Consider the following 21754-nt stretch of genomic DNA (forward strand, 5'->3'; position numbering starts at 1 on the left):
TTTCTGTGGAATATGTTTTTTTAATGCTATTGTGCAAAGCTCATGAGTTTTGCCATAAGCACCTGTGCCGGCACTTCCTTGTAATTAGCCTTTACCGAGGTGTAGGTCTCGAAGTCGCGTGTCGTGTTCGGTGCGCCGATATTAACCTTCACGGTGACTTTTCCGCTGCCTTTTATGTTGGAGTTTATGAGTTGTTCTATCATCTTTCCGAAGTCTGCATCCTTGACTTTCTTGCCGTCAGGCGAATAAAGGTTCTTCCATGCCATGGCCTCGACTGTCTTGAAGTTGATGTTATTCTTGACAAGGACATCAAGAGAGTTGTACGGTGCCTTTGTGTATTCCTTTCCCATGCGGTTGACGATAAGGATATAATCCGGCGTGAACTCTATGATTCCCACCTCTATGAATCCCATGAATGTGAGATTCATCCTTACCACCTGGCTTCGTTTCATGGCGAGTTTTCCGCCGAGATTATAGGAACTGCCGTCCATACCGACAGCGAGGTCAAGGTCAGCGATGAACCTGTTGACAGTGGTTTTCTGTTCCACCTCGACCTGGCGTGCAAGTTCCTCACGCGTTTCAGAAGCAATGGTCGTTCCTCCCGTGGTTTTCTTGATAGGCTCCTGTGACACCTGCTTTGAAGAACCGCAACCGGCAAGCGTCAGTCCGAGTACCATGGCGAATATTGTTGCCTTTATGTTCATTTTCATTGGATTGTGTTTTGTTGTCATTTCTGTTTCTGTGAGGCGGCGACTTTCTTGTCGATTGCCTTCTGATGTTCAAGGTAGACTTCCTTCTCCTCACCCTCTTTGAGGTTCTTTACGGCAAGATCCATGTATATCTTCGCCTCCTCGTAGCGTCCCTGAAGATAGAGAATCCAGGCATACGTGTCAAGATATGTCGGATTGTTCGGCTCCGCCTTTATTGTTTTCAGGCTCATTGCAGCCGCCTTGTCAAGGTCTCTGTTTTCCTCGGAGAGGTAGTAAGCGTAGTTGTTCAGGCACGGAATCTTCTCCGGGTCAAGGCGCAGGCAGTTCTCGTAAGCCTCGAACGCCTCCTTTGTGTTCCCCAGCTTATGCTGCGCATCGCCAAGGAGTTCGTACATCTCCACTGCCAAATCCTTCTCCTTTGCCTCATCGACATGTTCCGAAGCCTTCATGAGAGCTTCCACACATTCCTTCGTCTGGTCGTTAAGGAAATAGCCCACACCGAGGAAATAGCTGAACGCCCATTCGTCGGGATTGTACTGCAGGGCGGGCTTTGCGAGGCGTATCATCTCCTCATGCTCACCCTTTCCCCATGCCATCTTTATCAGTTCGAAGCGTGCCTGAGCATGCTCCGGGCGAAGGTCAAGTATCTGTTGCAGCACGGTCCTTATAGAATCCTCCGGCATGCGCTTCATGGTCATGTAAGCAAGTTTCAACTCCATGACCTGAGTGTCTGTCTGCTTGCTTTCAAGGATTTTGTCGAACAGGGCGAGAACCGCCGTGGAATCCGTCGATGCCTGTTCCTGCCGGCGGATGTACTGCTTAAGGAGCAGGAGGCGCGTGGACTGTTGTGTCTTCGGGTTAAGAAGGATTCTGTTGCGAAGAGTGTCAGCAATGTTTCCCTGTCCCTCACTGCTGTAATAATCCATCAGTGACATCTGTGCAGCCTCATTGTCAGGGTCTTCACGGAGAACGGCGCTGTATTCTGCCATAGCCTCTTTCTTCCTGTCTTTTCCAAGCAGCCAGTTGCCCATCATCACACGGTAGTTGAGATTCAGAGGGTGGTTGTCTACAAGGGCTTCCAGTTCATTGTAAGCCTTCTTGTCCTCACCCATGTTACTGTAGAGCTGCACCTTTGTCATGGTAATCTGCTCCGTCTGTCCGTCCTGAACCTCAAGGCGGTTGAGCGTTTCAAGACATTTGGCGTTGTCCTTCTTGTAGGAATAAATCTGCAGGAGCAGCTGCAGCATGTCCGTACGCTCCGGAGTGCCGCGCACAATCTCCTCTGCGACAGATATGGCGCTGTCAATCTCCTCATTCTCCAGATACACCGGAAGCAGTGCCTCCTTATACGTGATGTTGCCCGGGCTAAGCTCTGCAGCCTTGCGCATCATCACGACCTTAAGCGAATCCTGCCCTTTCTGACGGTAGCAGTCAGCAAGGAAGAAGTATGTCTCGGATGCCTCCGGGTTCATCTCACGGCAACGTTCCAGCAGAACCATGGCGGAGTCGGTGTCGCCGACATTAAGACGCGTCACCGCACCGAGGAAGATGTACTTGTAACTGTTCTTCTCCTCCTCGGCAAACCCTCCTTTTTCAAGGTAGTCATCGGCAAAAGAGACCATCGCCACAATGCAGAGAAGCACAGCGGCAAAAGCCCTTTTCAAGCCTCCATGTTTACGTATCAATTCATTCATCATAATCAAGAATAAATCCTTGCAATCACTTCACACCGGTGTGACCGTAGCCTCCTGCACCGCGCTTTGTCTCGTCAAGTTCGTCAACAGTGACAAACTGCACTGTCTCGTGCTTTGCTATGACCATCTGGGCGATACGCTCGCCGTCGTTGATTGTAAAGTCCTTGTCACTGAGGTTCACCAGCAGCACACCAATCTCTCCCCTGTAGTCGGCATCGATGGTGCCGGGAGAGTTCAGAACCGTTATGCCGTGCTTCAGTGCAAGTCCCGAACGTGGGCGCACCTGTGCTTCATAACCGGCAGGAAGTGCCATGAACAGTCCCGTTTTCACTATCGCGCGCTGCAGCGGACGGAGCACAACAGGCTCGTCAAGATTGGCACGCAGGTCCATTCCCGCACTCTGTTCTGTGGCATAAGCAGGGAGCTCGTGATGTCCCTTGTTGATTATCTTTACCTCTAACATCCTTGTAATTGATTGCATTATGTTATATATAAAGTGCAAATTTACAGTTTTTTCCCGAATAACGCAAGAAATGTCAATCCATAATACCTAATTCTTAATTTATTTTACTACTTTTGCATCATGATGAACTGGGAACAACTTATTTCGACAAAACGCCTCGGTCAGGAGGCACGACATATTGAGCGCCACGACGAACGCTCTGAATTCAAGCGCGATTATGACAGACTCATATTCTCCGCTCCTTTCCGCCGTATGCAGAACAAGACACAGGTCTTTCCGCTTCCGGGAAGCATCTTCGTGCATAACCGCCTGACGCATTCGCTCGAAGTGGCAAGTGTGGGCATGTCACTCGGCAACGACGTGGCACGCGCACTCACAGCCATACATCCGGAACTGCAGGACACTTTGTTTCAGGAGATAGGCACAATCGTGGCTACCGCCTGCCTTGCCCACGACATGGGCAACCCTCCTTTCGGACATTCGGGAGAGAAGGCGATACAGACGTTCTTCACTGAGGGCAAGGGCAAGTACATCCGCGAGATGATAAGCCGCGAACTGTGGGACGACATCACACACTTTGAGGGCAACGCCAATGGTTTCCGCCTTCTCGCCCACAGGTTCAAGGGACGCCGTGAAGGTGGCTTCGTGATGACATACACCACTCTCGCATCCATAATAAAGTATCCTTGCGAGAGCCGTCTGGCGGAGAAAGGCACTGTCTCCGACGCTCCCGGCGCACATTACTGTGGCAAAGGGAAATTCGGATTCTTCAATGACGATGCGCAAATCTATCGCAAAATAGCCACCGACCTTGGCTGTTACAAGCTCCGTCATCCTTTGGTCTATCTTGTGGAAGCTGCGGATGACATTTGTTATGAGATAATGGACATCGAGGATGCCCACAAACTGAAGATTCTTTCCTTTGAGGAGACAAGCTCTCTCCTCCTCGGATTCTTTGACAATGAGACACAGGAAAGCATCCGCAAGCGAATCGACGATGAGGGAATAACGGACAGCAACGAGAAAATCATCTACATGAGAGCGCGTGTCATCGGGCTTCTTGAAAGCCTTTGCACCGAGGTGTTCACAACTCACGAGCAGGATATCCTGCGCGGAGAGTTCCGCGGTTGCCTCATGGACTGCATTCCTGAGCAGCCTCGCTCTGCCTACAAACGCTGCCAAAAGGTGTCACAGAAGAAAATCTACAGCAGCAAGCCTGTCCTCGACATTGAGCTTTCGGGTTACAAAATAATGGAAACTCTCATGGAACAGATGGTGGAAGCCGCTGTATATCCCGACCGCTTCTACTCCCGCCAGCTCATACGCCGTGTGTCATCCCAGTACGACATTGAAGCGGAAGACCTCGAAACCCGCATCCTTGCAGTGATAGACTACATCTCCGGGATGACAGACATCTATGCTCTCGACATCTATCAGAAAATCAATGGTATAAGCCTGCCGATAGTATAGGCAAATATAGAAACACAGTTTTCAATACATAAAAAGCAATTACTATGGATAAACATATCAAAAAGAATGGAGTTCTGCAAGCAACTGATGCTGTATATATATTGAAAACCGCTATATTGCAAAGTCAGGCTCGTGCAGCAAAGTCGGTTAACCAAGAGCAATTGGCATTGTATTATGGCATAGGGGTAAAGTTAATGAAGAGCCACCGTTTTACGGTGATTTGATAGCGTTTTTCTTCATTCTGCCGAATAATTGCAAATCCGTCAAACTCACGTTATATATTTTGAAAGAATGAAATAATAACACTGCAGCACATTAACATTGCAATGATATTGCAGTGTTAATGTGCTGATTGATATAAGTTTATCGCAAATACGTAATTAAAAATGTCAAGTTGCTTACTCCAACAAGTCAAAGCCACAGGCGGTGTACCATTGGTTCAAACGGTATGAGCGTATGGCATAATTGACATAATCTTTGTATGACGGGGAGTCAAAGTGGTTTTCCAGTGCCACAATAGGATATATTGAAAGTCCGTTGTAATAAGACTCTATATTGTTCCCAACCACATCATGCATCTGCAAATCTTTCCCGAATCCGCAAACATTAATCAGGCATGCTTTATTGTATGCCGAGAACCATTCATCGGTAAACGCGCCTGTCTTGCGCATGAAATCCACAAAATCAAGCTGAGCGTAAGGAAAGTTCTTTTGGAATGCTTCCTCTCCTTTGCCATCGTCCAAGACGTTTTCCGTAAGATGACATTTGTTGACAAAAGCGTCCTTGATGTTGTCCAAGGTGATTTCACTGTCCATCAGAGCTTTCTTTGTACTTACGGCAAGGTTGTCAAGTTGGGCAGCATCTATGAGGGACAGTGTCGCATACTTGTCGCTATCGTCCAAATTGTTGTAAAGCCATTCGTAGGAATGTATCACAAACTTTGACAAGTCGGCGCGAGGCTTGGTGTAAAGGTACGACAGATTTTCATGCCAAGGCCATCCTACTGAAGAAAGGGACACTTCGCTTGCAACAAAATACTTGGTTTTCTGACGCAGTTCATATGCCACCTCCACACTCGCCATCATGCAAGCGTGCATTATTATGAATTCATAGTCAGGCAGAGTAAGTCCTGCTATTTCTCTGTTTTCAAGATATTTCACGGCATCACCGCCCATTCCTCTGGTTTTAACCGCAGTATCATCATTTGCACCAAATGGGATGATGCCGCTGCCATGTCCGAAAAGCATAAGTCCATAGCTTTTTGCAGGGGCTATGGCACGGACGTCGTTCTGCACTTCCGGATAGCGGGTGATGTCCCCATGAGCCTCGATTGGCTCATATTCTTTGACGACCTCGCTTACGATGGCCGGTGTGTCATCATGCTTTATTTTCAACAGCACCGGATTCTCAAACTGTACAAACATCGGCGACGGATCGATATAGACATAAAGGCTTCCGGCATAACTGTCGTTCCATCCTGCTTCCATTTTGTTGATATAATCCAACTGGCAATCACTGAGTTCAAGACCGCTTTCGCCATCAATGTCGCCCCAGATATAAGCGAGAATGGCTCTTTCCACCGGTTGTGACTCTTCCGGCAGAGGTTCTTCATTAATGATGTCGTTGTCATCGTCATTGCCACATGACGTGAAAATCACAGTGAATGACAGCAGTAGAATTGCTGTGATGTTTCGATAAAATAGCTGTATCATAAGTTTATCCACAAAAATAATTTAAATGATAATATTTGAAGCTAAGTTTGTCCACAAAATTAATTTGCACGGCATTTACTGTAGAACATGGGAATTATACAAAAACGTAGTCATTGAGTAATAGGAAAACCATGAGCAATACGCTTGCATATTTTCGCTAATTTATTCTGTCTTACTATAATACACGCGCATTTGTCAAAAGCAATACTTTATCCCGGCCTGCAAGGTGAAGGTGGTATTGTATCTTGGCTGTTTCATATATTCCATGTAATCCTTTGTAGTGGAGGTCAAGCCATAATAACAGCGTCCCTCCATTTCCACTTCAAGCTGAGGCAGAACCCGATAGCTTACACCAACGCCTCCAACCAAGCCGGCATCAAAACGATTATCGCGCCTTGAATCGAAAACATAAGATTTGTTGTAGGCGTAAAGCTCATTAGCGTCCTCATATTCAATCTGTTTGTCAGGATCGTAGGTAAGGCTTCGTTCCGCTCCCTTCACGCGGCTATTCATCCAGTAGCCAACATATCCGCCGGCATGCAGGAAACCTCGGATTTTTTGTGAACCGAATGAGAAGCGTGCCATTATTGGCAATTCAAGATAGTGGTCGCGACGTTGCCGGCTTGTCTCATTGTAGAGACGGTCCATTTTGTACCCTTTTTGCAGGTATACCAACTCGGCTCGCAAGCCAAGCCAGTCATTGAATCCGTACTCTCCGAGGAAGCCTACGGTGACACCACTCCGCTCACTGTAGTTCAGGTCGTAGGCATACTGTGTGTCAAGGGCATAATGGTTATAATCGTATCCGACGGTGGCGCCAACTTTCCATTGTGCGACTACCGGCATTGGAAAGATAGCCGACAAAAGGATTAGTGCTAATAATATGATATTGTTTGTTTTCATACTCTGATATTATTTTTTACCATGGAGGTAGTCAACGGCATATTCAAGTTGATTGTCGATATGTTGGCCTGTAAGCATCTCTATATTCAATGGTACCGTAATATCCGGCTCTACGCCTTTTCCTTCCGGATACTCACCATCGGCAGTGCGTGTGATCCAAGTGCTTGTGTACACATAATAGCTCTTTGATTTCAGTTTTTCATCTCCAAATTGTCCACAGAAGGAATTGTGCACATCAGAGGTCAAAGGGCCGAGACCTCCAAAAGAGCGTTCGCCAATCACCGTGGCGTAAGGCAGGGACTTTGCCCCTGTCGCAGACATCTCAGCCATGCTTACCGACTGACAGTCGATGAGGAATGCCACTTTGCGGTCACCTATGCAGTCCGTGTTCGGCAGTTCCTCCTCCCAGGCGAGCAGTTCTCCCATTTGACGTTGGGTGACAGCTTTTCCGTTCCAAGGAGTCCATTCGCCGTAATCAAGACGCCCAAGGCCTATCTTTGTTTTGGAGTCAAATAGATGCACATCCTCTTTCAAGAGCGGTGAAAGCACCGTAAGCATATCGCCGAGGTCGCCTCCGCTATTGCTGCGCACATCCACAATGATGCTCTTAATGTTCTTGTTAAAAAGCAGTTGGCGCATATATTCGGAGTATACGTCATAAATTTCCTTGGCATCTTCATCGCCAAGAAATCTGTATCTCTGGATTTTTTCAATGATATTAAACGCCCTAAAACCGAGATATAGTATGTCATTGTCGATGACACAGGTTTCCAAGTGCCTTGGCGACGCTTCCTCATTCACATATTCATGCGCAAAAGTGATACGGCCGTCTTCTTTCATCTTTTTGCGTATTACTTGAAACCCTATGATGGGAATTGCCTCATGAAAGCCTTCGCGCTTTGCCGAGGCTAAGGAACCGGGATGGACGTACACATTTTGTTCGTCATCCGGAGCAGCCTTGACATTGACGGCTTTTATCAGCATGTGGTGGTCTATCAGCTGACCGAAGGCTTCCTCATACAATTTATTCAAATCAGATGTCTTAACAACTTCCTGCTTGTCCAACTCCTCAATCTTGGGCTTGTATTGGGTGTATACAGCATCCCAATCAACCGGGTCTATCTCCCAGAACACGTAGTTTTGGTTGATTCCTTGCCAGATTTGTTCAAACTGGGAAGTCAGTGTCTCGCCTGGAAGGGCACCGGGCTGCATGAGATTGTCCGCCTCATCACGGCAAGCCGTGAGCGAAAGAGTCAGAGCAAGCAACAGCCCATAGATAATTTTACTCGTTTTCATTTTTATGTGCTTCTTTTTTTGATATTATCATTCAGTTCATTTGCGTACCGGCATTTCCTTATAACCCGTCACGCTTACTCTGCCTGCAAGAGGTCAAGAATAATGATTACCGGTGTGCCGTTAGCGTTTAATCTTGTGTTTCAGCCATTCAGGAAGTTCGCAACGTTCGCTTAGTGTATGACAAATGGCAGTCTTGTCTCCATCAACAAGTGTGAAGTCAAAGTTCAGGGTGCTGTCGGTGGCATTTGCAACATGCACCTGCACCTTTTTCACTTCATTCTCAGCGATGATGGAATCATTGCGGAAGATATAGCGCATCTGCGTCCGGCGCAGGATTGTATCACCCAAAGTAACATACGACTCCAAAATACTGTCATGGCGATACACATCATATATTTGGATTGTGTCCGGTCCGAATACAGTAGAGGCAGTGTCAGGCTTGTCTCCCTCAAATATATATGTCATTGATGCGTATCTCCATGAGCCGAGCATCGGCAACGACTGCTCCTCCGGATTATCCGAAGTCTCGCTTTTAGTGTTCCCGCAACAAGAAAGAATCACTGCAGTGATGGCAACCAAACTAATAATGGTATAGTCTATTCTTTTCATTTATTATCTGTTTATTAATACCTTTTTACCATTGATAATATACATGCCCGGAAGAAGGTCCTCTACCTCGCAATCAAGTTTTACCCCTTGAGTTGTATAGATTCCCGAATTATTTGTTGCTTTGTCAGACACTGCATCCTCAATACCGGTGCCATTGTCAATGAATTTCACCTCAACATCAAATGAAGATTCTATCATATATTCGTCCACAGCATCCAGCTTTATACTTGCCGAACAAAATGTGATTGCGTTGTCAAAATTGTATTTGGCATCCAATATACCATTTACTATGCTATAGTTTACTTCAAAGCCGAAGAAGTCATCCTTTATTGTTCTGCTGTTGTCAGGAATGGCAAAGTTGGTGCCCCACGGATGAGTCAAATATTTTGTCAGATCCATGGAAATCTCCCCTCTACGCTTGTTTGTCTCGACAACGGCAAGAGTGCTTCCACCGGTTGTGCTGACGACTCCTTTGTTTCCGGATAGCGCATTCTTTACCGTGCAAGTAAGATGCAAACGGACGGCATTGTCAGGATCACTATTCTCGTATGCCTTGATGGTGAATGGAAATGTGCCCGTCGGTGTCTCATCTGTCAAGTCAAATGTCACTTCACATTCATTCCTAAACAGGCTGCATCTGATAAAATCGTTGGAGTTTTCGATTTCCACTGTTTTAGGCCCGTCGCTGTTTACAAAGAATGTTAGTGCCACGTCATCAAACGGCTCGGCGAAGTCGTATTCCGACGGTTTATATACGACAAAATTATCAATGTTATATGGGTTGATGACAGCCAAGTCATTTGTGCAGTCGGCAACAGCCGATGCTGCCGAACGTCCGGACCTGTTCCCGTCACAATCTACGGCCTCGATGGTGAATTCAGAATAATCTGAAGCATATCCGGACTGGTCGAAATACTCATACCGTGCGCCTGCTTCCGCACCCGATGTCTTTACGACGGCAAACGGCACATCCTCTTTGCCGGTGTATATTTTGCAGACAGACGGGGCATTGCCATTGCTGTCGGATGGCATTGCCCAAGAGAACAGGGCATAGGATTTATCGTATGTTTTAATGCAGAAATCCTCGGGAATCCCCGGAACTTCCTTGTTTTCATCACATAGAGCAGCATAAGCGTTTACGATGCCAAGTGATGTCTCTGTCGCATGCGTATAACCGGCCTGATACCCCTCTATCGGAGTAGCCGTAGAGAGGATGCGGTTCTTGACAAATTCCGGAGTCAGACCAGCAGACCCGAATTTGGATACTATCAAGGCCGCCACGCCTGACACATGCGGACAAGCCATGGATGTTCCGTTCATGAGCATATAGCCTCCTTCGAGGGCTGTGCTCATTATGCTGACGCCATTCTGCTCACCGCCCGGGGCTGCAACATCAACCCACCACCCATAGTTAGAATACGAAGAGCGAATCTTGTCGGACGATACCGCTCCGACCGTGATAAAACGGTTGCGGTTGAACGACTGGCCGTTTATCGGGAAGTGGGGTGTATTGGAATTGTCGTTTCCTGCGGCAAAAAGCACAAGACCTCCTTTCATCGGGCTGTCAGGGTGTTTGCCCGCATTCTCCATAAAATAACTGATAGCTTCGTTAAGTACCGGACTTTGATGTGTGTAGCTTCCTTCCCAACTGTTTTGAGATATGACAGCACCATTGTCTGCGGCATATACGAATCCTCGAGCCATTAACCATTCCGGGATTTTCTGCCCGGTGTTCTGGATTCCGACAGACATTATTCTCACGCCGGTGTCCACACCGTTGCCTCCGGCCACACCGCATACACCGATACCGTTGTTGTTTACAGCAGCCACCGTGCCGGCAACATGAGTTCCATGAGGGCTATAATAGTCCAGATCAGCAGATGTATTGTATCCATATATGTCATCGACATATCCGTTGCCATCATCGTCAACGCCCGGCTGTCCGTTGCGTTCTGCCTCGTTGACCCACATGTTAGGGGCAAGGTCGGGATGAGAGTGGTCAATCCATCCGTCCATCACCGCAACTGTCACATTACGTTTGCCCTGCTCCAATTCCCATGCTTTCTCCATGTTTATCATGCTATAATGCCACTGACGCCGGTACAGCGGGTCGTTCATCACCGAGGCACTGCGCGCAACCAGCGAGCGATGTGACGCCTGTTGCTTGAAACCTGTATCTGAGACAGGGTGGGATTCCGGCATCGTTATCAACTGTGTCTCGAAAACTCCACGCACTCCACGGCAATTCGCAAACATATTGGCTGACCGTGTCATTTTCCTTGATGACGTTCTGACTATATACCACAGGTCGATGCCCGAATCGCGATGACGTGCTTCGATTTCCCGATTGGAAGCAAGGGGGATGACCCTCTCGAATTTGATGTCGGGATACAGTGCCATGATGCTGTCTGCACTCTTACGGTTTTCAAAAACAATTTGCATGTCACCGGGAGGAGCGTCTCCAAATGCGAGAATGTTTATGCCCAATCCTGCAAAAATGAGCAACGCCTTTCTCGAAAAACCCTCAAGTCTGTTATGAAATATTGACATTCTGTTATTATGATTAATTTTGCTTTTTCTGATTCCTGTAGTCTTCATCTGTGAAATATTCGTTTTTGTCCAGAAGATTGCCCACTTCATCCAACTCGTCCTGTGTTATTCCCAGCACCTCTTTGTTGCGTTCGTTCAACTGACGCGCTATATCATTTACAGAGACGAGGATTGGTGTAATGTTGGCCTGCATGTCTATGGCATAACGGACATCATTCCGCTTCAGAAAAACCCTGACCGCTTCCTCGGCATCAGCGTAGTCCTGCGGGGGACATTCATTCCAGTAGGCCTTGAACGCCTCCGCTCTGAGTTGCTCAATCTTGTCATATTCCTTGTAGCATAGATCAAGCATGCTGTAGCAGTTGCCGATGCGGCTTATCACCTTGGCATCGTCTATATTCTGCCATACCTCGAAGCTCGAAGAGAAAATCCGGCGTGTGCTCTTGTCGGTGGTATAGGTTCGCATAGAAGCGAATCTGCTGACTACCATCTCCAGAGAGTCGTTGCCCATCACGCCGAGACTGTCAGGCATCAGCGACAACACACGGTGGAACAGCGTGTCGTTGCTCTGCATTTCTCCAAGGAGATTGCTCAGATTGTCCATCGAAGAGTCAAGATTGTGAAGAGTCATAATGACGGTTTTGTCTGCCATTTCCTTCCGTGTCTTATCCTCTAACCAAGCCGTTGTGCCAAAGGTCACAACAATGCCGATTATAGTGCCGGTGGTGGCTATCGTCACATCTTTCCACCAGGAGTAATCAATAAATTTGTGCATCGGTAATAATATGTTTTCAAATATCTTGCAAAATTCTTTCCAAGCGTTGGCGCATTGGCATCCCCTGCTATCCGCTAAGCCGCCGTAAGCTGTAAAGTGTCATTTCATGCAAATTTAGTCAATAATACTGTCACCGGGACATATTGTCTCTATGGAGGAGTCCCATTCTGTCCTTTCTGTTGTACAACCTTGTAGTCCCATATTGTCAAACCAATATCTCATTATGTCATTTTGCTGTTAATTAATGGATTACAAACAACAACAAATCAAGTTTTGCGTATATATGCCACCTATGCACTAACTTCATCAAGCAGGAAGGAATCAATCTATTGTGGAATATCCTTGTGTGATTCCGATAAAATTATTAAATTTGTAAAGCAATAGGCGGAAGCCTTAATCCACAAACTGATGCTTCGATCAAATCATATATTATTACTTGTTCTATTGGCAGGGTTTTTCCATACGGAGGGAATCTGCAGAACATCATTTACGGAAGACACTTTTCGGGCAATCTATATGAAAAACCCGGACAGAGCTCTGGCACTCATAGGCAAGGAGGAGAAGTCACCTTCAGGAGGGATAGACCCTCTGCGCCTTGACCTGATGCGTGCATGGTGCTATAATGTAAAGAGAGACTATCTCCAAGTGGAGGCGTGCGTCCGCAGGGGATTGGCCAATGATTCGATACGTTTGGTGCCAGAACGGAACATCCCATATTCAAGACTTCTGGTAGAGGCGTTGGTGCGTACCAACAGATACGAGGAGGCCATCAATCAATGTGACTCAGTGATTGGTATGGCTCGCACTACAGGAAACTGGAATGCCGAGGCTCAGATTTTCTGTGACTTGGCAAGCATCTACAAGCAGATGTCATACAACAGTATGGCGGAGAGGTGTTTTGACAAAACCATAAGTTTGATGAAGGATTCCAAAGATGTTCGTGATATGGCGGTTTTGTCCACTGCCTACGGCGATTACATCTCGTTCTTTATAGACCAAGGCCGAATAGATGATGCTCTCTCTGCCGGATACAAGAAGGAAGCTGTCATTGGAAGGATGAGCATGGCACCCGGCCCTCCACCGGGATATATCGACCGGGAATATGGATACTTGTTCACCAAAATGGCATTCTTATTGCACACAGCGGGGCGAAAGAGAGAGTCGGAACGATATCATGCCAAATTTCTTTCAACAGACTTCTCCAAAACGATTGAAGGCAAAAACTATGCCATACCATTCCTTATCTCGTCCAACCGCTTCCGTGAAGCCAAGGCACTGAACGAGGAGTGCATAGCTGCCTTTGCCAATGACACCGTCAGCTATGAGTATCTTCAACTCTTGCAGCATAAGGCTGACATAGAACGCCGTCTCAAGGACTATCAGGCGGCGAGCATCACCATGAAACGATGCTACACACTGCGTGATACCATATATGCTCGTGAAAGCGCAAGTGAAGCCCAAAAGTTTGCCGTGCAATTCCAGCTTAAGGAGAAGGAGTTTGAATTAAAAATGGCTAACGCCAATGCCACTAAGCGTAACATCTTCCTTACGGGAATAACCATCATAACCGTACTGCTGATTGTCCTGCTGTGGATTGCGCGGCGTAATCTTTCGATTTCCAAGGAGAAAAACAAGGCATTGGCCAACAAACTCGACAAATATATCGCTGAACATGAAGAACATCGCAGAGCCTATGGAGAGAGTGTCCTCGACGTGGGTGAATCAACCTTGGAAGCCCAAGCTACAGAGGAGGCATCCGAAAGCTTGGCATCAAACTCAGCATCTGAGAGTATCACATCTGGCGGCGAAGGCTTTGATTATGGGAAATTCATGAAAATGGAATCTCTGATTGTTGATAAAAAACTGTTTCTTGAGCCACGATTCGGCCGCGACGAATTGTGCCGGATAGCCAATGTCTCAAAGAACGACATCAGTCCGATGCTGCGCCGATATGCCGGCGCTGACAATGTTACCGACTACATCAATCGCCTTAAGGTGGAATATTCCATAAAATTGATGAGCGAAAAGCCATACCTCTCGATAGATGCCATTGCGGCAGAGTCCAATTTCACAAGCAGGAGCACCTTTTATCGAGTCTTTCAGAAAATATGTGGCATGTCCCCCGCACAGTACCAGAAAACCAAACTCGAATAAAAGGCACAGCCTGAGATGAAGATAAAACAAAGCAGGCCACTTTTAACATTTCTGCGAGAACTTGCAAGACAAGGGAGGAAAAACCGCGAAAATATACTCAAACCGCAACTTACTGTATATCAAACTGTTAGTTGTAACATCATAAATTCTTCACCCTTCTATTGCCACAAAAGGTTATAAAGAGTATCATTTTACCACGCAAAAAGTATCACTTCATGATACAATGAGTAATGCTTTGTCCCATGAAACGTACTGCTTTGACATGCGGAAGGTATTGAACGAGCCGGAAAAGTGCCGAGAATTTGCATTTTTCGGCACTTTTTCTGTTTCTAAGGCAATATGGCGCAAAAAAGCAACATTTTCATTTGTCAAAATATTTCCCATTTTTAACAAGTGCGAAATACTATGAATCGCCGGTTTGCAGATAAACTACTGTAAGTCAATCTGCGGCCAATATGCCGCTTTCAGCGGAGATGTATGGCATATTCTCTATTATCTTTTTTTCATCGTTTGACATCTTCTCTGTGCCAGCTATTCAGCAAAAGCCTGCTCAATTGCTTTCCATTATTTTTTTATAGAACTCACATTATCAATAAAAATATAAGATGTGAATCTGTCTTTTATGTCTTTTCATGAACAAATTTCGTACTCTTGCGTAAATTGTACCCTGAAAATTTGGCAGTGTCAGGTAAAGTATGTATCTTTGCAGCGTAATTTATACACAAGAGACGTTATGGAAGAGAAAAACTACTGCTACAAGTATCCGCATCCGTCTGTCACAACCGACTGTGTGATATTCGGTTACGAGGACATGAAACTGAAGGTCCTGCTCATAGAACGCGGACTGGAACCATACAAAGGGAAATGGGCGTTTCCCGGTGGATTCGTAAAAATGGATGAGTCGGTAGAGGAAGGTGCAAGGCGCGAACTGAAGGAGGAGACCGGATTGGAGACAAACATGATAGAGCAGTTCTATTGCTTCTCCGACCCGCAGCGTGACCCTCGTGAGCGGGTCATCTCCGTTGCGTTCCTCGCTTTGGTGAAAATGTCGGAAGTGCACGGGGGCGATGATGCTGCCAACGCACGGTGGTTCAATCTTGACGAGATTCCGCAACTGGCATTCGACCACGACAGAATGCTGCGTATGGCTCTGCAAAAGCTGCGTGAACGCATCCATTTCCGGCCAATCGGCTTCGAACTGATGCCTGAGAAATTCACCTTGAAGCAGCTGCAGATGCTCTACGAGGCTATCCTCGATGTGCGTTTCGACCGCCGCAACTTTGCAAAGAAAATGCTTCATTTCGACATACTTACCCAACTTGAAGAGACCGTATGGCCCACACCAAAGCGTGAGGCTTATCTCTACAGTTTCAACAAGGAGAAGTATGACGAACTGAAGCAGAAGGGATTCAGATTAGAGTTTTAACCTTAAAATCAACACACATTTATGTTAGGAGCAATCATTGGCGACATTGTAGGCAGCACCTACGAGTTCTGCAACATCAAGACAAAGGAGTTCCCGTTATTCCCGGAGGGCTCGAACTATACCGACGACAGCATTCTCACCTTTGCCACGGCTGACTGGCTGCTGCATGGCGGTGACATCGCACATCTTTACAGCAACTATGCTGCAAAGAACCATTGCCCTATGGGTGGCTATGGCGGTATGTTCATAAGATGGGTTGCTCGTTCACAAACAACAGGAGATTACCGTCCATACAACAGCTGTGGCAATGGCAGCGCAATGCGTGTAAGCCCCGTGGGATGGGCGTTCAACACAAAAGAAGAGGTGCTGCATCACGCCAAACTGTCGGCAGAATGCACCCACAATCATCCGGAAGGAATCAAAGGCGCACAGGCAACAGCACTATGCATCTTCATGGCAAGAAACGGAGCGTCGAAAGACGAAATACGCAAAGCCATAGAGAGCGAGTTCCATTACGACCTTTCACTCAGCATCGATGAAATCCGTCCCCGTTATTCATGGGGCGGACTGGACGACGCAGGCAATGGCGGAACTTGTCAGGGCAGTGTGCCACAAGCCATACGCGCATTCCTTGACGGCACAGACTTTGAGGACTGCATCCGTAATGCCATAAGCATCGGCGGCGACAGCGACACCATCGGCTGCATAACAGGCTCAATAGCCGAGGCGTACTACGGCATCCCGCAGGACATCCGCGAGAAGGCTATGGGCTATCTGCCAACCGAATTCCAAGACCTTGTCACAGAGTTTGAAGCGAAATACAGCACAAACAATGACAAGAGCCACTCACTCTTCCATACCTTCCGGCAATTCTTTTTGAAAATCAGAAAACAAAATACATAATCTATATGTTTTCCTCGGCATTTTCGGAAATATCACATTGCCCTAAATCTTTCTTTATTTTCTCAACTTCTTTGCCAAGAATGGGTAGGTGCGTGGTGAACACATCCCAAATCAAATGATAGTCAATGTTCGCATACTCATGAGAAATAATGTTTCTCATACCAACAATGCGCTTCCAAGGAATTGACGGATACTGCTCAAACAAAAGCCCTTCTGTCTTACAGTCTATGGCACGCACAAGCTCGCCTATCACCTGCAGGCGCATGATGCAAGCATCCAAGGTCGTCATTCCCCAAGGCGTAACCATGAGTTCATCCAAAGAGTCAATGCCTTTTATCCGTTCTGCAATGACTGTTACCGACTCCGAAATCTGTTCGAGTTTGTCAAGCAGCTCTTCTTTCTGCCTAAGCGTATATCCCATCTTCCTGTATTCGTTTTAGCAAAAGCGGACGCAATGTCGGACGAAGGCGCACCAAATCGACCCTGCAACCGCAAAGACGTTCCAATTCTTCACGCATCTCGTCCATTAGAAAATAATCTTGCTTGCTGACATCCACAAAGACATCAAGGTCACTATCCTCCGTATGCTCGTTGCGGGAGACAGACCCGAAGATGCCGATGCTGCGAAGTCCGAATTTCTCAACATGCTGTAACTTGAAATTCTTCAAGATGCTTATGTAGTATTCTCGTGTCTTCATGTACTCTTATGTTATTCTGTCGCAAAGATAATGCAAGGCGAGAGCAGCAAGAGCTTGCTCTTATTGCTGAGCTGCAGCCTATTTTATGCAAAGATAATGCTTTCTTTTCAATTTGGCAAATTTTATTATAAAAAACTGCATTTCTGCACATTATCAACCGAAAAAATGTCACGGCGCGCAAATGCGCCGTGACATTTCTTGGTGGTTATGTTTCGCCCTTGGCATTGTGAGCCGTGGGAGAATGTAGGATTACAAGTGCTGCTCGACCTCGATTTCGGTGAAGGTCTCGATGATGTCACCTGTCTGAATGTCGTTGCAGTTGACGAGTGAGATACCGCACTCGAGGCCTGTCGCAACCTCCTTGGCGTCATCCTTGTAACGCTTGAGGGCGTTGATGTTGCCGGTAAAGATTACTATGCCGTCGCGGATAAGGCGCGCCTTGTCGGAGCGATGCACCTTGCCGTCGGTGACGATGGCACCGGCAACGGTGCCAACCTTGGAGATTTTGAACACCTCGCGGACCTCAACAGTACCCGTGGCAACCTCTTTCTTGATTTTGTCAAGCATGCCTTCCATGGCGGCAGTGATGTCGTCGATGGCATCATAGATGACAGAATAAGTATTGATTTCCACACCTTCGTTCTCTGCAAGTTTCTTTGCAGCAACGGAAGGACGCACGTTGAAGCCGACAATCATACCGTTCTCGGCTGTTGAGGCCAGCATGACATCGTTCTCGGAGATAGCACCGACAGCACCTTGGATGACCTTCACCTCCACCTTCTCTGTTGAAAGCTTGATGAAAGAGTCGGTAAGAGCCTCGACAGAACCCTGTGTGTCCGCCTTGACGATAAGGTTGAGCATGTGGAACTCTCCTAATGCGATACGGTGGGCAATCTCCTCAAGGGAAAGGGTCTTCGTTGTTCGCAGGCTCTGCTCACGCTGCAACTGCTGTCGCTTGTTGGCAATCTCGCGGGCTTCCTGCTCTGTCTCCATGATGTGGAATGAGTCTCCGGCTGACGGAGCACCGTTGAGTCCGAGGATAATCACCGGCTCTGACGGAGCAGCCTGCTGCACGCGCTGATTACGTTCGTTGAACATTGCCTTTACACGGCCGTAGTATGTTCCAGCGATTACTATGTCGCCGACATGCAGCGTACCGTTGCTTACAAGTACTGTTGACACAAATCCGCGTCCCTTGTCAAGCGAAGCCTCGATGATTGAGCCCGTTGCCTTGCGGTTAGGGTTGGCCTTCAGTTCAAGCATTTCCGCTTCGAGGAGCACCTTCTCCATAAGCTCGTCGACACCAAGACCGCTCTTTGCAGAGATTTCCTGACACTGGTACTTGCCGCCCCAGTCCTCAACGAGGAGGTTCATCTGGGCGAGGTCCTCACGGATTTTGTCAGGGTTTGCGCCCGGCTTGTCAATCTTGTTGATAGCGAACACCATAGGCACGTTGGCAGCCTGTGCATGTGCGATAGCCTCCTTGGTGGTAGGCATGACGGAGTCATCGGCAGCAATGATGATGATTGCTATATCCGTAACCTGTGTACCACGGGCACGCATGGCGGTGAACGCCTCATGTCCCGGTGTATCGAGGAAGGTTATTCGTCTGCCGTCAGCAAGTTTCACGTTGTAAGCACCGATGTGCTGCGTGATGCCTCCTGCCTCTCCGGCGATGACATTGGTGTTGCGGACATAGTCGAGGAGTGATGTCTTGCCGTGGTCGACGTGTCCCATGACGGTGACAATCGGCGCACGCTCGACAAGATCCACCTCATCGTCGGCCTCCTCGGTGATAGCGTTCTGCACCTCGGCAGAGACATATTCCGTTGAGAATCCGAACTCTTCGGCAACCATATTGATGGTTTCTGCGTCAAGACGCTGGTTGATAGACACCATGACACCTATGGACATGAGAGTTCCAATCAGCTTTGTCACAGGGACATCCATCATCGTCGCAAGCTCGGAGACAGTAACGTACTCTGTCAGCTTGAGCACCTTGCTCTCAGCAGCCTCAGCAGCCATGGCGGCATCGCGCTGTTCTGCTGCTGCGTCACGCTTGTCCTTACGGTACTTTGCGCCCTTCTTGTTCTGCGTCTGCTTGTTGGTAAGGCGTGCAAGAGTCTCCTTTACCTGGCGTGCAACATCCTCTTCGTTGACCTCCTGAGGCTGGTTGCTGCGGCGGTTCTTCTTCTTTGACTTCTTGTTGTTGCCCTGAGCGCCGGCATTGGCGTTAGCGTTCTGACCGCCGTTATTGCCGCCCTTGCCCTTCTTAGGCTGGTTGGCAACATCGTTGATGTCGACACGCTCCTTGCCTATGCGTGCACGCTTCTTTTTCTGGTCACGTGCCTGCTGGGCCTTTTCCTCACGCTCCTTCTTCTTCTCCTCCTTGGATTTCTTCTTCGGACGAGTGCTTTGGTTGATGGCGGAAAGGTCAATCTTGCCAAGGACGGTGAAGGAAGGCTTCTTGTTATGTTCAAGACGGAAGGCTCCGTTCTCTGTTATCCCCTCCTCCTTTGCCGGTTCTTTAGCCTCGACAGGCTTTGGTTCAGGAGCCGGAGCAGGCTTCTCGGCAGGTTTCGGAGCCTCCGGTTTCGGTGTTTCCTGTGGCTTTTGTGGCTCTGCCTTTTCCTTCTCAGGCTCTTCCTTTACAGGCTTTGGCTCCTCTTTTGCCGGCTGTGGAGCAGGTTTTTCCTCTTTCTTGGCAGGTTTCGCCTCAACCTTTTCAGCCTTGGCAGGTTTAGCAGGCTTGCTCTTGGCAGGCTTCTTGAACTGGTCAAGGTCAATCTTGCCAAGGACGTTGAATGTCTGCTTCTCCTCCTTTTTCTCAGCCTTTTCAGCCTTGGTGGCAGCGGCAGCCTCCTTCTTGTCGGACTTTTTGTCCTTCTTCTGAATCATCTGCTCAGCCTTGCTGCGCACTTCGGCATCGGTGCTGAACTCTGTCTTCAGGGCAGAGTACTGCTCATCGGTGAGTTTGAGGTTAGGGTCGACACTGTCTATGCCGTATTTCTTTTCAAGGAATTCAGACACCGTCTGGATTCCGATGTTAAGTTCTCTGATTGCTTTGTTTAATCTTATGCTCATTGATACCTCCTATTCTTACTGTTCGAACTCAGCGCGGAGTACTTCGAGAACGTGGTCGACAGTCTCTTCTTCGAGGTCTGCCTTCTCAATTAGCATTTCACGTGGTGCGTTAAGAACTGATTTTGCCGTGTCAAGGCCGATAGACTTTATTGCTTCGATTACCCATCCGTCGATTTCATCGCTGAACTCTTCGAGATAGATGTCCTCTTCTCCCTCCTCATTGTCAGCGGAGTCGCGGTAGACATCGATGGTGAATTCTGTGAGTAGAGAAGCGAGCTTGATGTTGAGTCCGCCGCGACCGATGGCGAGGCTGACTTCCTCTGGAGCGAGGAACACATCTGCCTTGCGGTTCTCCTCGTCAAGGGTTATGCTGCTGACTTTTGCCGGAGAGAGGGCGCGCTGTATGAAGATTTTAGTGTTGGCGGAGTAGTTGATGACATCGATGTTCTCGTTGTTAAGCTCACGCACGATACCATGGATACGTGCGCCTTTGACACCCACACATGCGCCAACCGGGTCGATACGGTCGTCGTAGGTCTCCACTGCAATCTTTGCACGCTCACCCGGGATGCGGGCAATCTTATGGACTTTGATGAGTCCGTCTGTGATTTCAGGCACTTCCTGCTCCAGAAGACGCTGGAGGAACATAGGGGATGTGCGTGAAAGGATAATCTTCGGATTGTTGTTCTCATTGTCAACGCGAAGGATTACCGCACGCACTGTCTCACCCTTGCGGAAGGTGTCGCTTGGAATCTGCTCTGCCTTAGGGAGGATAAGCTCATTGTTCTGGTCGTCGATGATGAGGATCTCGCGCTTCCATGTCTGGTAAACCTCGCCTGAGATAAGCTCTCCGATGCGGTCCTTGTATTGGTTGTAGACAGCGTCATGCTCCAGTTCGAGAATCTTTGATGCAAGAGTCTGGCGGAGGTTGAGGATTGCGCGTCGTCCGAAACTTGCGAAATCGACAGATTCGGACACGTCTTCGCCGACCTCATAGTCGGCGTCAATCTTCTGTGCCTCTTTCAGTTCGATTTCCTTGTTCTCGTCCTGTACGGCTCCGTTCTCCACAACAGTGCGCTTCATGTAAATCTCGAGGTCGCCCTTGTCAGGGTTGACAATGACATCGAAATTCTCGTCACTGCCGAAGATTTTCGCTATTACGTTGCGGAAACTCTCTTCGAGGACGCTTACGAGCGTTGTGCGGTCAATGTTCTTTGTTTCCTTGAACTCTTTCAAGGTCTCAATCATTGAGGGCTGTTGAATAGTTGATTTTGTTGCCATTTTTATGTTTTTGTTTTCTTTTCTTC

General features: G+C 47.8%; 18 protein-coding genes. 5 read left to right on the forward strand and 13 right to left on the reverse strand.

Going from position 1 to position 21754, the window contains the following annotated elements:
- Positions 1–26: 26 nt before the first annotated feature.
- Genes lolB1 through dut form a run of 3 tightly spaced genes read right to left on the reverse strand, consistent with a single transcriptional unit; the run spans position 27 to position 2867 of the window.
- Positions 27–710, reverse strand: coding sequence for a lipoprotein insertase outer membrane protein LolB1 (gene lolB1 / locus E5358_RS00555; RefSeq protein WP_168354544.1), 684 nt, complete (start codon positions 708–710; stop codon positions 27–29).
- Between the two features lie 17 nt (positions 711–727).
- The gene (locus E5358_RS00560; RefSeq protein ID WP_277821108.1) at positions 728–2374 is read right to left on the reverse strand and encodes a tetratricopeptide repeat protein; all 1647 of its coding nucleotides are present in this window, start codon (positions 2372–2374) and stop codon (positions 728–730) included.
- A gap of 55 nt (positions 2375–2429) precedes the next feature.
- Positions 2430–2867, reverse strand: a complete 438-nt coding sequence (gene dut, locus E5358_RS00565) for a dUTP diphosphatase (protein WP_135938523.1) — start codon at positions 2865–2867, stop codon at positions 2430–2432.
- 123 nt (positions 2868–2990) lie between these two features.
- Here dut and dgt point away from each other — a divergent pair, with 123 nt between their 5' ends.
- Together dgt and E5358_RS00575 are read left to right on the forward strand one after the other, a co-directional pair.
- On the forward strand, positions 2991–4337 hold the full coding sequence (dgt, locus tag E5358_RS00570) for a dGTP triphosphohydrolase (protein ID WP_135938524.1): 1347 nt from the start codon (positions 2991–2993) through the stop codon (positions 4335–4337).
- A 44-nt stretch (positions 4338–4381) separates the two neighbouring features.
- The gene (locus tag E5358_RS00575) at positions 4382–4561 is read left to right on the forward strand and encodes a hypothetical protein (protein ID WP_277821109.1); all 180 of its coding nucleotides are present in this window, start codon (positions 4382–4384) and stop codon (positions 4559–4561) included.
- A gap of 174 nt (positions 4562–4735) precedes the next feature.
- Here E5358_RS00575 and E5358_RS00580 read toward each other — a convergent pair whose 3' ends face one another.
- The 6 genes from E5358_RS00580 to E5358_RS00605 form a co-directional block, all read right to left on the reverse strand.
- Positions 4736–6049, reverse strand: a complete 1314-nt coding sequence (locus E5358_RS00580; protein WP_135938429.1) for a clostripain-related cysteine peptidase — start codon at positions 6047–6049, stop codon at positions 4736–4738.
- 195 nt (positions 6050–6244) lie between these two features.
- Positions 6245–6952: a porin family protein gene (locus E5358_RS00585; RefSeq protein ID WP_135938430.1), complete on the reverse strand. Its 708-nt coding sequence runs from the start codon at positions 6950–6952 to the stop codon at positions 6245–6247.
- Positions 6953–6961: 9 nt separating this feature from the next.
- Positions 6962–8248 carry a S41 family peptidase gene (locus E5358_RS00590; protein ID WP_135938431.1) on the reverse strand — a complete coding sequence of 429 codons (1287 nt, stop codon included), beginning with the start codon at positions 8246–8248 and terminating at the stop codon, positions 6962–6964.
- 120 nt (positions 8249–8368) lie between these two features.
- Positions 8369–8857, reverse strand: a complete 489-nt coding sequence (locus E5358_RS00595) for a hypothetical protein (RefSeq protein ID WP_135938432.1) — start codon at positions 8855–8857, stop codon at positions 8369–8371.
- Between the two features lie 3 nt (positions 8858–8860).
- Positions 8861–11407, reverse strand: a complete 2547-nt coding sequence (locus tag E5358_RS00600) for a S8 family serine peptidase (RefSeq protein ID WP_168354546.1) — start codon at positions 11405–11407, stop codon at positions 8861–8863.
- Positions 11408–11420: 13 nt separating this feature from the next.
- Entirely contained in the window at positions 11421–12182 is a 762-nt protein-coding gene (locus E5358_RS00605; protein WP_135938434.1) for a hypothetical protein, read from the reverse strand.
- Between the two features lie 516 nt (positions 12183–12698).
- On the opposite strand from E5358_RS00605, the gene E5358_RS00610 reads away from it, so the two are divergent.
- From E5358_RS00610 to E5358_RS00620, 3 genes are all read left to right on the forward strand, one after another.
- A complete protein-coding gene (locus E5358_RS00610; protein ID WP_168354547.1) occupies positions 12699–14336 on the forward strand; it encodes a helix-turn-helix domain-containing protein in 1638 nt (545 codons plus the stop codon).
- Positions 14337–15069: 733 nt separating this feature from the next.
- Entirely contained in the window at positions 15070–15762 is a 693-nt protein-coding gene (locus tag E5358_RS00615) for an NUDIX hydrolase (RefSeq protein WP_135938436.1), read from the forward strand.
- A gap of 21 nt (positions 15763–15783) precedes the next feature.
- Entirely contained in the window at positions 15784–16665 is an 882-nt protein-coding gene (locus E5358_RS00620; RefSeq protein ID WP_135938437.1) for an ADP-ribosylglycohydrolase family protein, read from the forward strand.
- A 1-nt stretch (position 16666) separates the two neighbouring features.
- Here the strand turns inward: E5358_RS00620 and E5358_RS00625 are convergent, their stop codons facing one another.
- The 4 genes from E5358_RS00625 to nusA form a co-directional block, all read right to left on the reverse strand.
- Positions 16667–17086 (reverse strand): HepT-like ribonuclease domain-containing protein, encoded by a 420-nt coding sequence (locus tag E5358_RS00625; protein ID WP_135938438.1) that lies wholly within the window; start codon positions 17084–17086, stop codon positions 16667–16669.
- Positions 17070–17363, reverse strand: a complete 294-nt coding sequence (locus tag E5358_RS00630; protein WP_135938439.1) for a nucleotidyltransferase family protein — start codon at positions 17361–17363, stop codon at positions 17070–17072. The genes E5358_RS00625 and E5358_RS00630 overlap by 17 nt, the downstream gene beginning before the upstream one ends.
- Positions 17364–17612: 249 nt before the next feature.
- A complete protein-coding gene (gene infB / locus E5358_RS00635) occupies positions 17613–20447 on the reverse strand; it encodes a translation initiation factor IF-2 (RefSeq protein ID WP_135938440.1) in 2835 nt (944 codons plus the stop codon).
- A gap of 15 nt (positions 20448–20462) precedes the next feature.
- Positions 20463–21728, reverse strand: coding sequence for a transcription termination factor NusA (gene nusA, locus E5358_RS00640; RefSeq protein WP_135938441.1), 1266 nt, complete (start codon positions 21726–21728; stop codon positions 20463–20465).
- Positions 21729–21754: the final 26 nt, after the last annotated feature.

It is taken from the genome of Palleniella muris (genome assembly GCF_004792655.1).
Classification (GTDB): Bacteria; Bacteroidota; Bacteroidia; order Bacteroidales; family Bacteroidaceae; genus Prevotella; species Prevotella muris_A.

What these genes read in the sequence shown, in the direction of transcription:
- E5358_RS00630 (WP_135938439.1), bottom strand. Translation starts at nt 17,363, where the DNA reads ATGAAGACACGAGAATACTACATAAGCATCTTGAAGAATTTCAAGTTA.
- E5358_RS00610 (WP_168354547.1), top strand. Translation starts at nt 12,699, where the DNA reads ATGAAAAACCCGGACAGAGCTCTGGCACTCATAGGCAAGGAGGAGAAG.
- infB (WP_135938440.1), bottom strand. Translation starts at nt 20,447, where the DNA reads ATGAGCATAAGATTAAACAAAGCAATCAGAGAACTTAACATCGGAATC.
- E5358_RS00575 (WP_277821109.1), top strand. Translation starts at nt 4,382, where the DNA reads ATGGATAAACATATCAAAAAGAATGGAGTTCTGCAAGCAACTGATGCT.
- dgt (WP_135938524.1), top strand. Translation starts at nt 2,991, where the DNA reads ATGAACTGGGAACAACTTATTTCGACAAAACGCCTCGGTCAGGAGGCA.
- E5358_RS00595 (WP_135938432.1), bottom strand. Translation starts at nt 8,857, where the DNA reads ATGAAAAGAATAGACTATACCATTATTAGTTTGGTTGCCATCACTGCA.
- E5358_RS00585 (WP_135938430.1), bottom strand. Translation starts at nt 6,952, where the DNA reads ATGAAAACAAACAATATCATATTATTAGCACTAATCCTTTTGTCGGCT.
- E5358_RS00600 (WP_168354546.1), bottom strand. Translation starts at nt 11,407, where the DNA reads ATGTCAATATTTCATAACAGACTTGAGGGTTTTTCGAGAAAGGCGTTG.
- dut (WP_135938523.1), bottom strand. Translation starts at nt 2,867, where the DNA reads ATGTTAGAGGTAAAGATAATCAACAAGGGACATCACGAGCTCCCTGCT.
- nusA (WP_135938441.1), bottom strand. Translation starts at nt 21,728, where the DNA reads ATGGCAACAAAATCAACTATTCAACAGCCCTCAATGATTGAGACCTTG.
- E5358_RS00615 (WP_135938436.1), top strand. Translation starts at nt 15,070, where the DNA reads ATGGAAGAGAAAAACTACTGCTACAAGTATCCGCATCCGTCTGTCACA.
- E5358_RS00580 (WP_135938429.1), bottom strand. Translation starts at nt 6,049, where the DNA reads ATGATACAGCTATTTTATCGAAACATCACAGCAATTCTACTGCTGTCA.
- E5358_RS00625 (WP_135938438.1), bottom strand. Translation starts at nt 17,086, where the DNA reads ATGGGATATACGCTTAGGCAGAAAGAAGAGCTGCTTGACAAACTCGAA.
- E5358_RS00590 (WP_135938431.1), bottom strand. Translation starts at nt 8,248, where the DNA reads ATGAAAACGAGTAAAATTATCTATGGGCTGTTGCTTGCTCTGACTCTT.
- E5358_RS00605 (WP_135938434.1), bottom strand. Translation starts at nt 12,182, where the DNA reads ATGCACAAATTTATTGATTACTCCTGGTGGAAAGATGTGACGATAGCC.
- lolB1 (WP_168354544.1), bottom strand. Translation starts at nt 710, where the DNA reads ATGAAAATGAACATAAAGGCAACAATATTCGCCATGGTACTCGGACTG.
- E5358_RS00620 (WP_135938437.1), top strand. Translation starts at nt 15,784, where the DNA reads ATGTTAGGAGCAATCATTGGCGACATTGTAGGCAGCACCTACGAGTTC.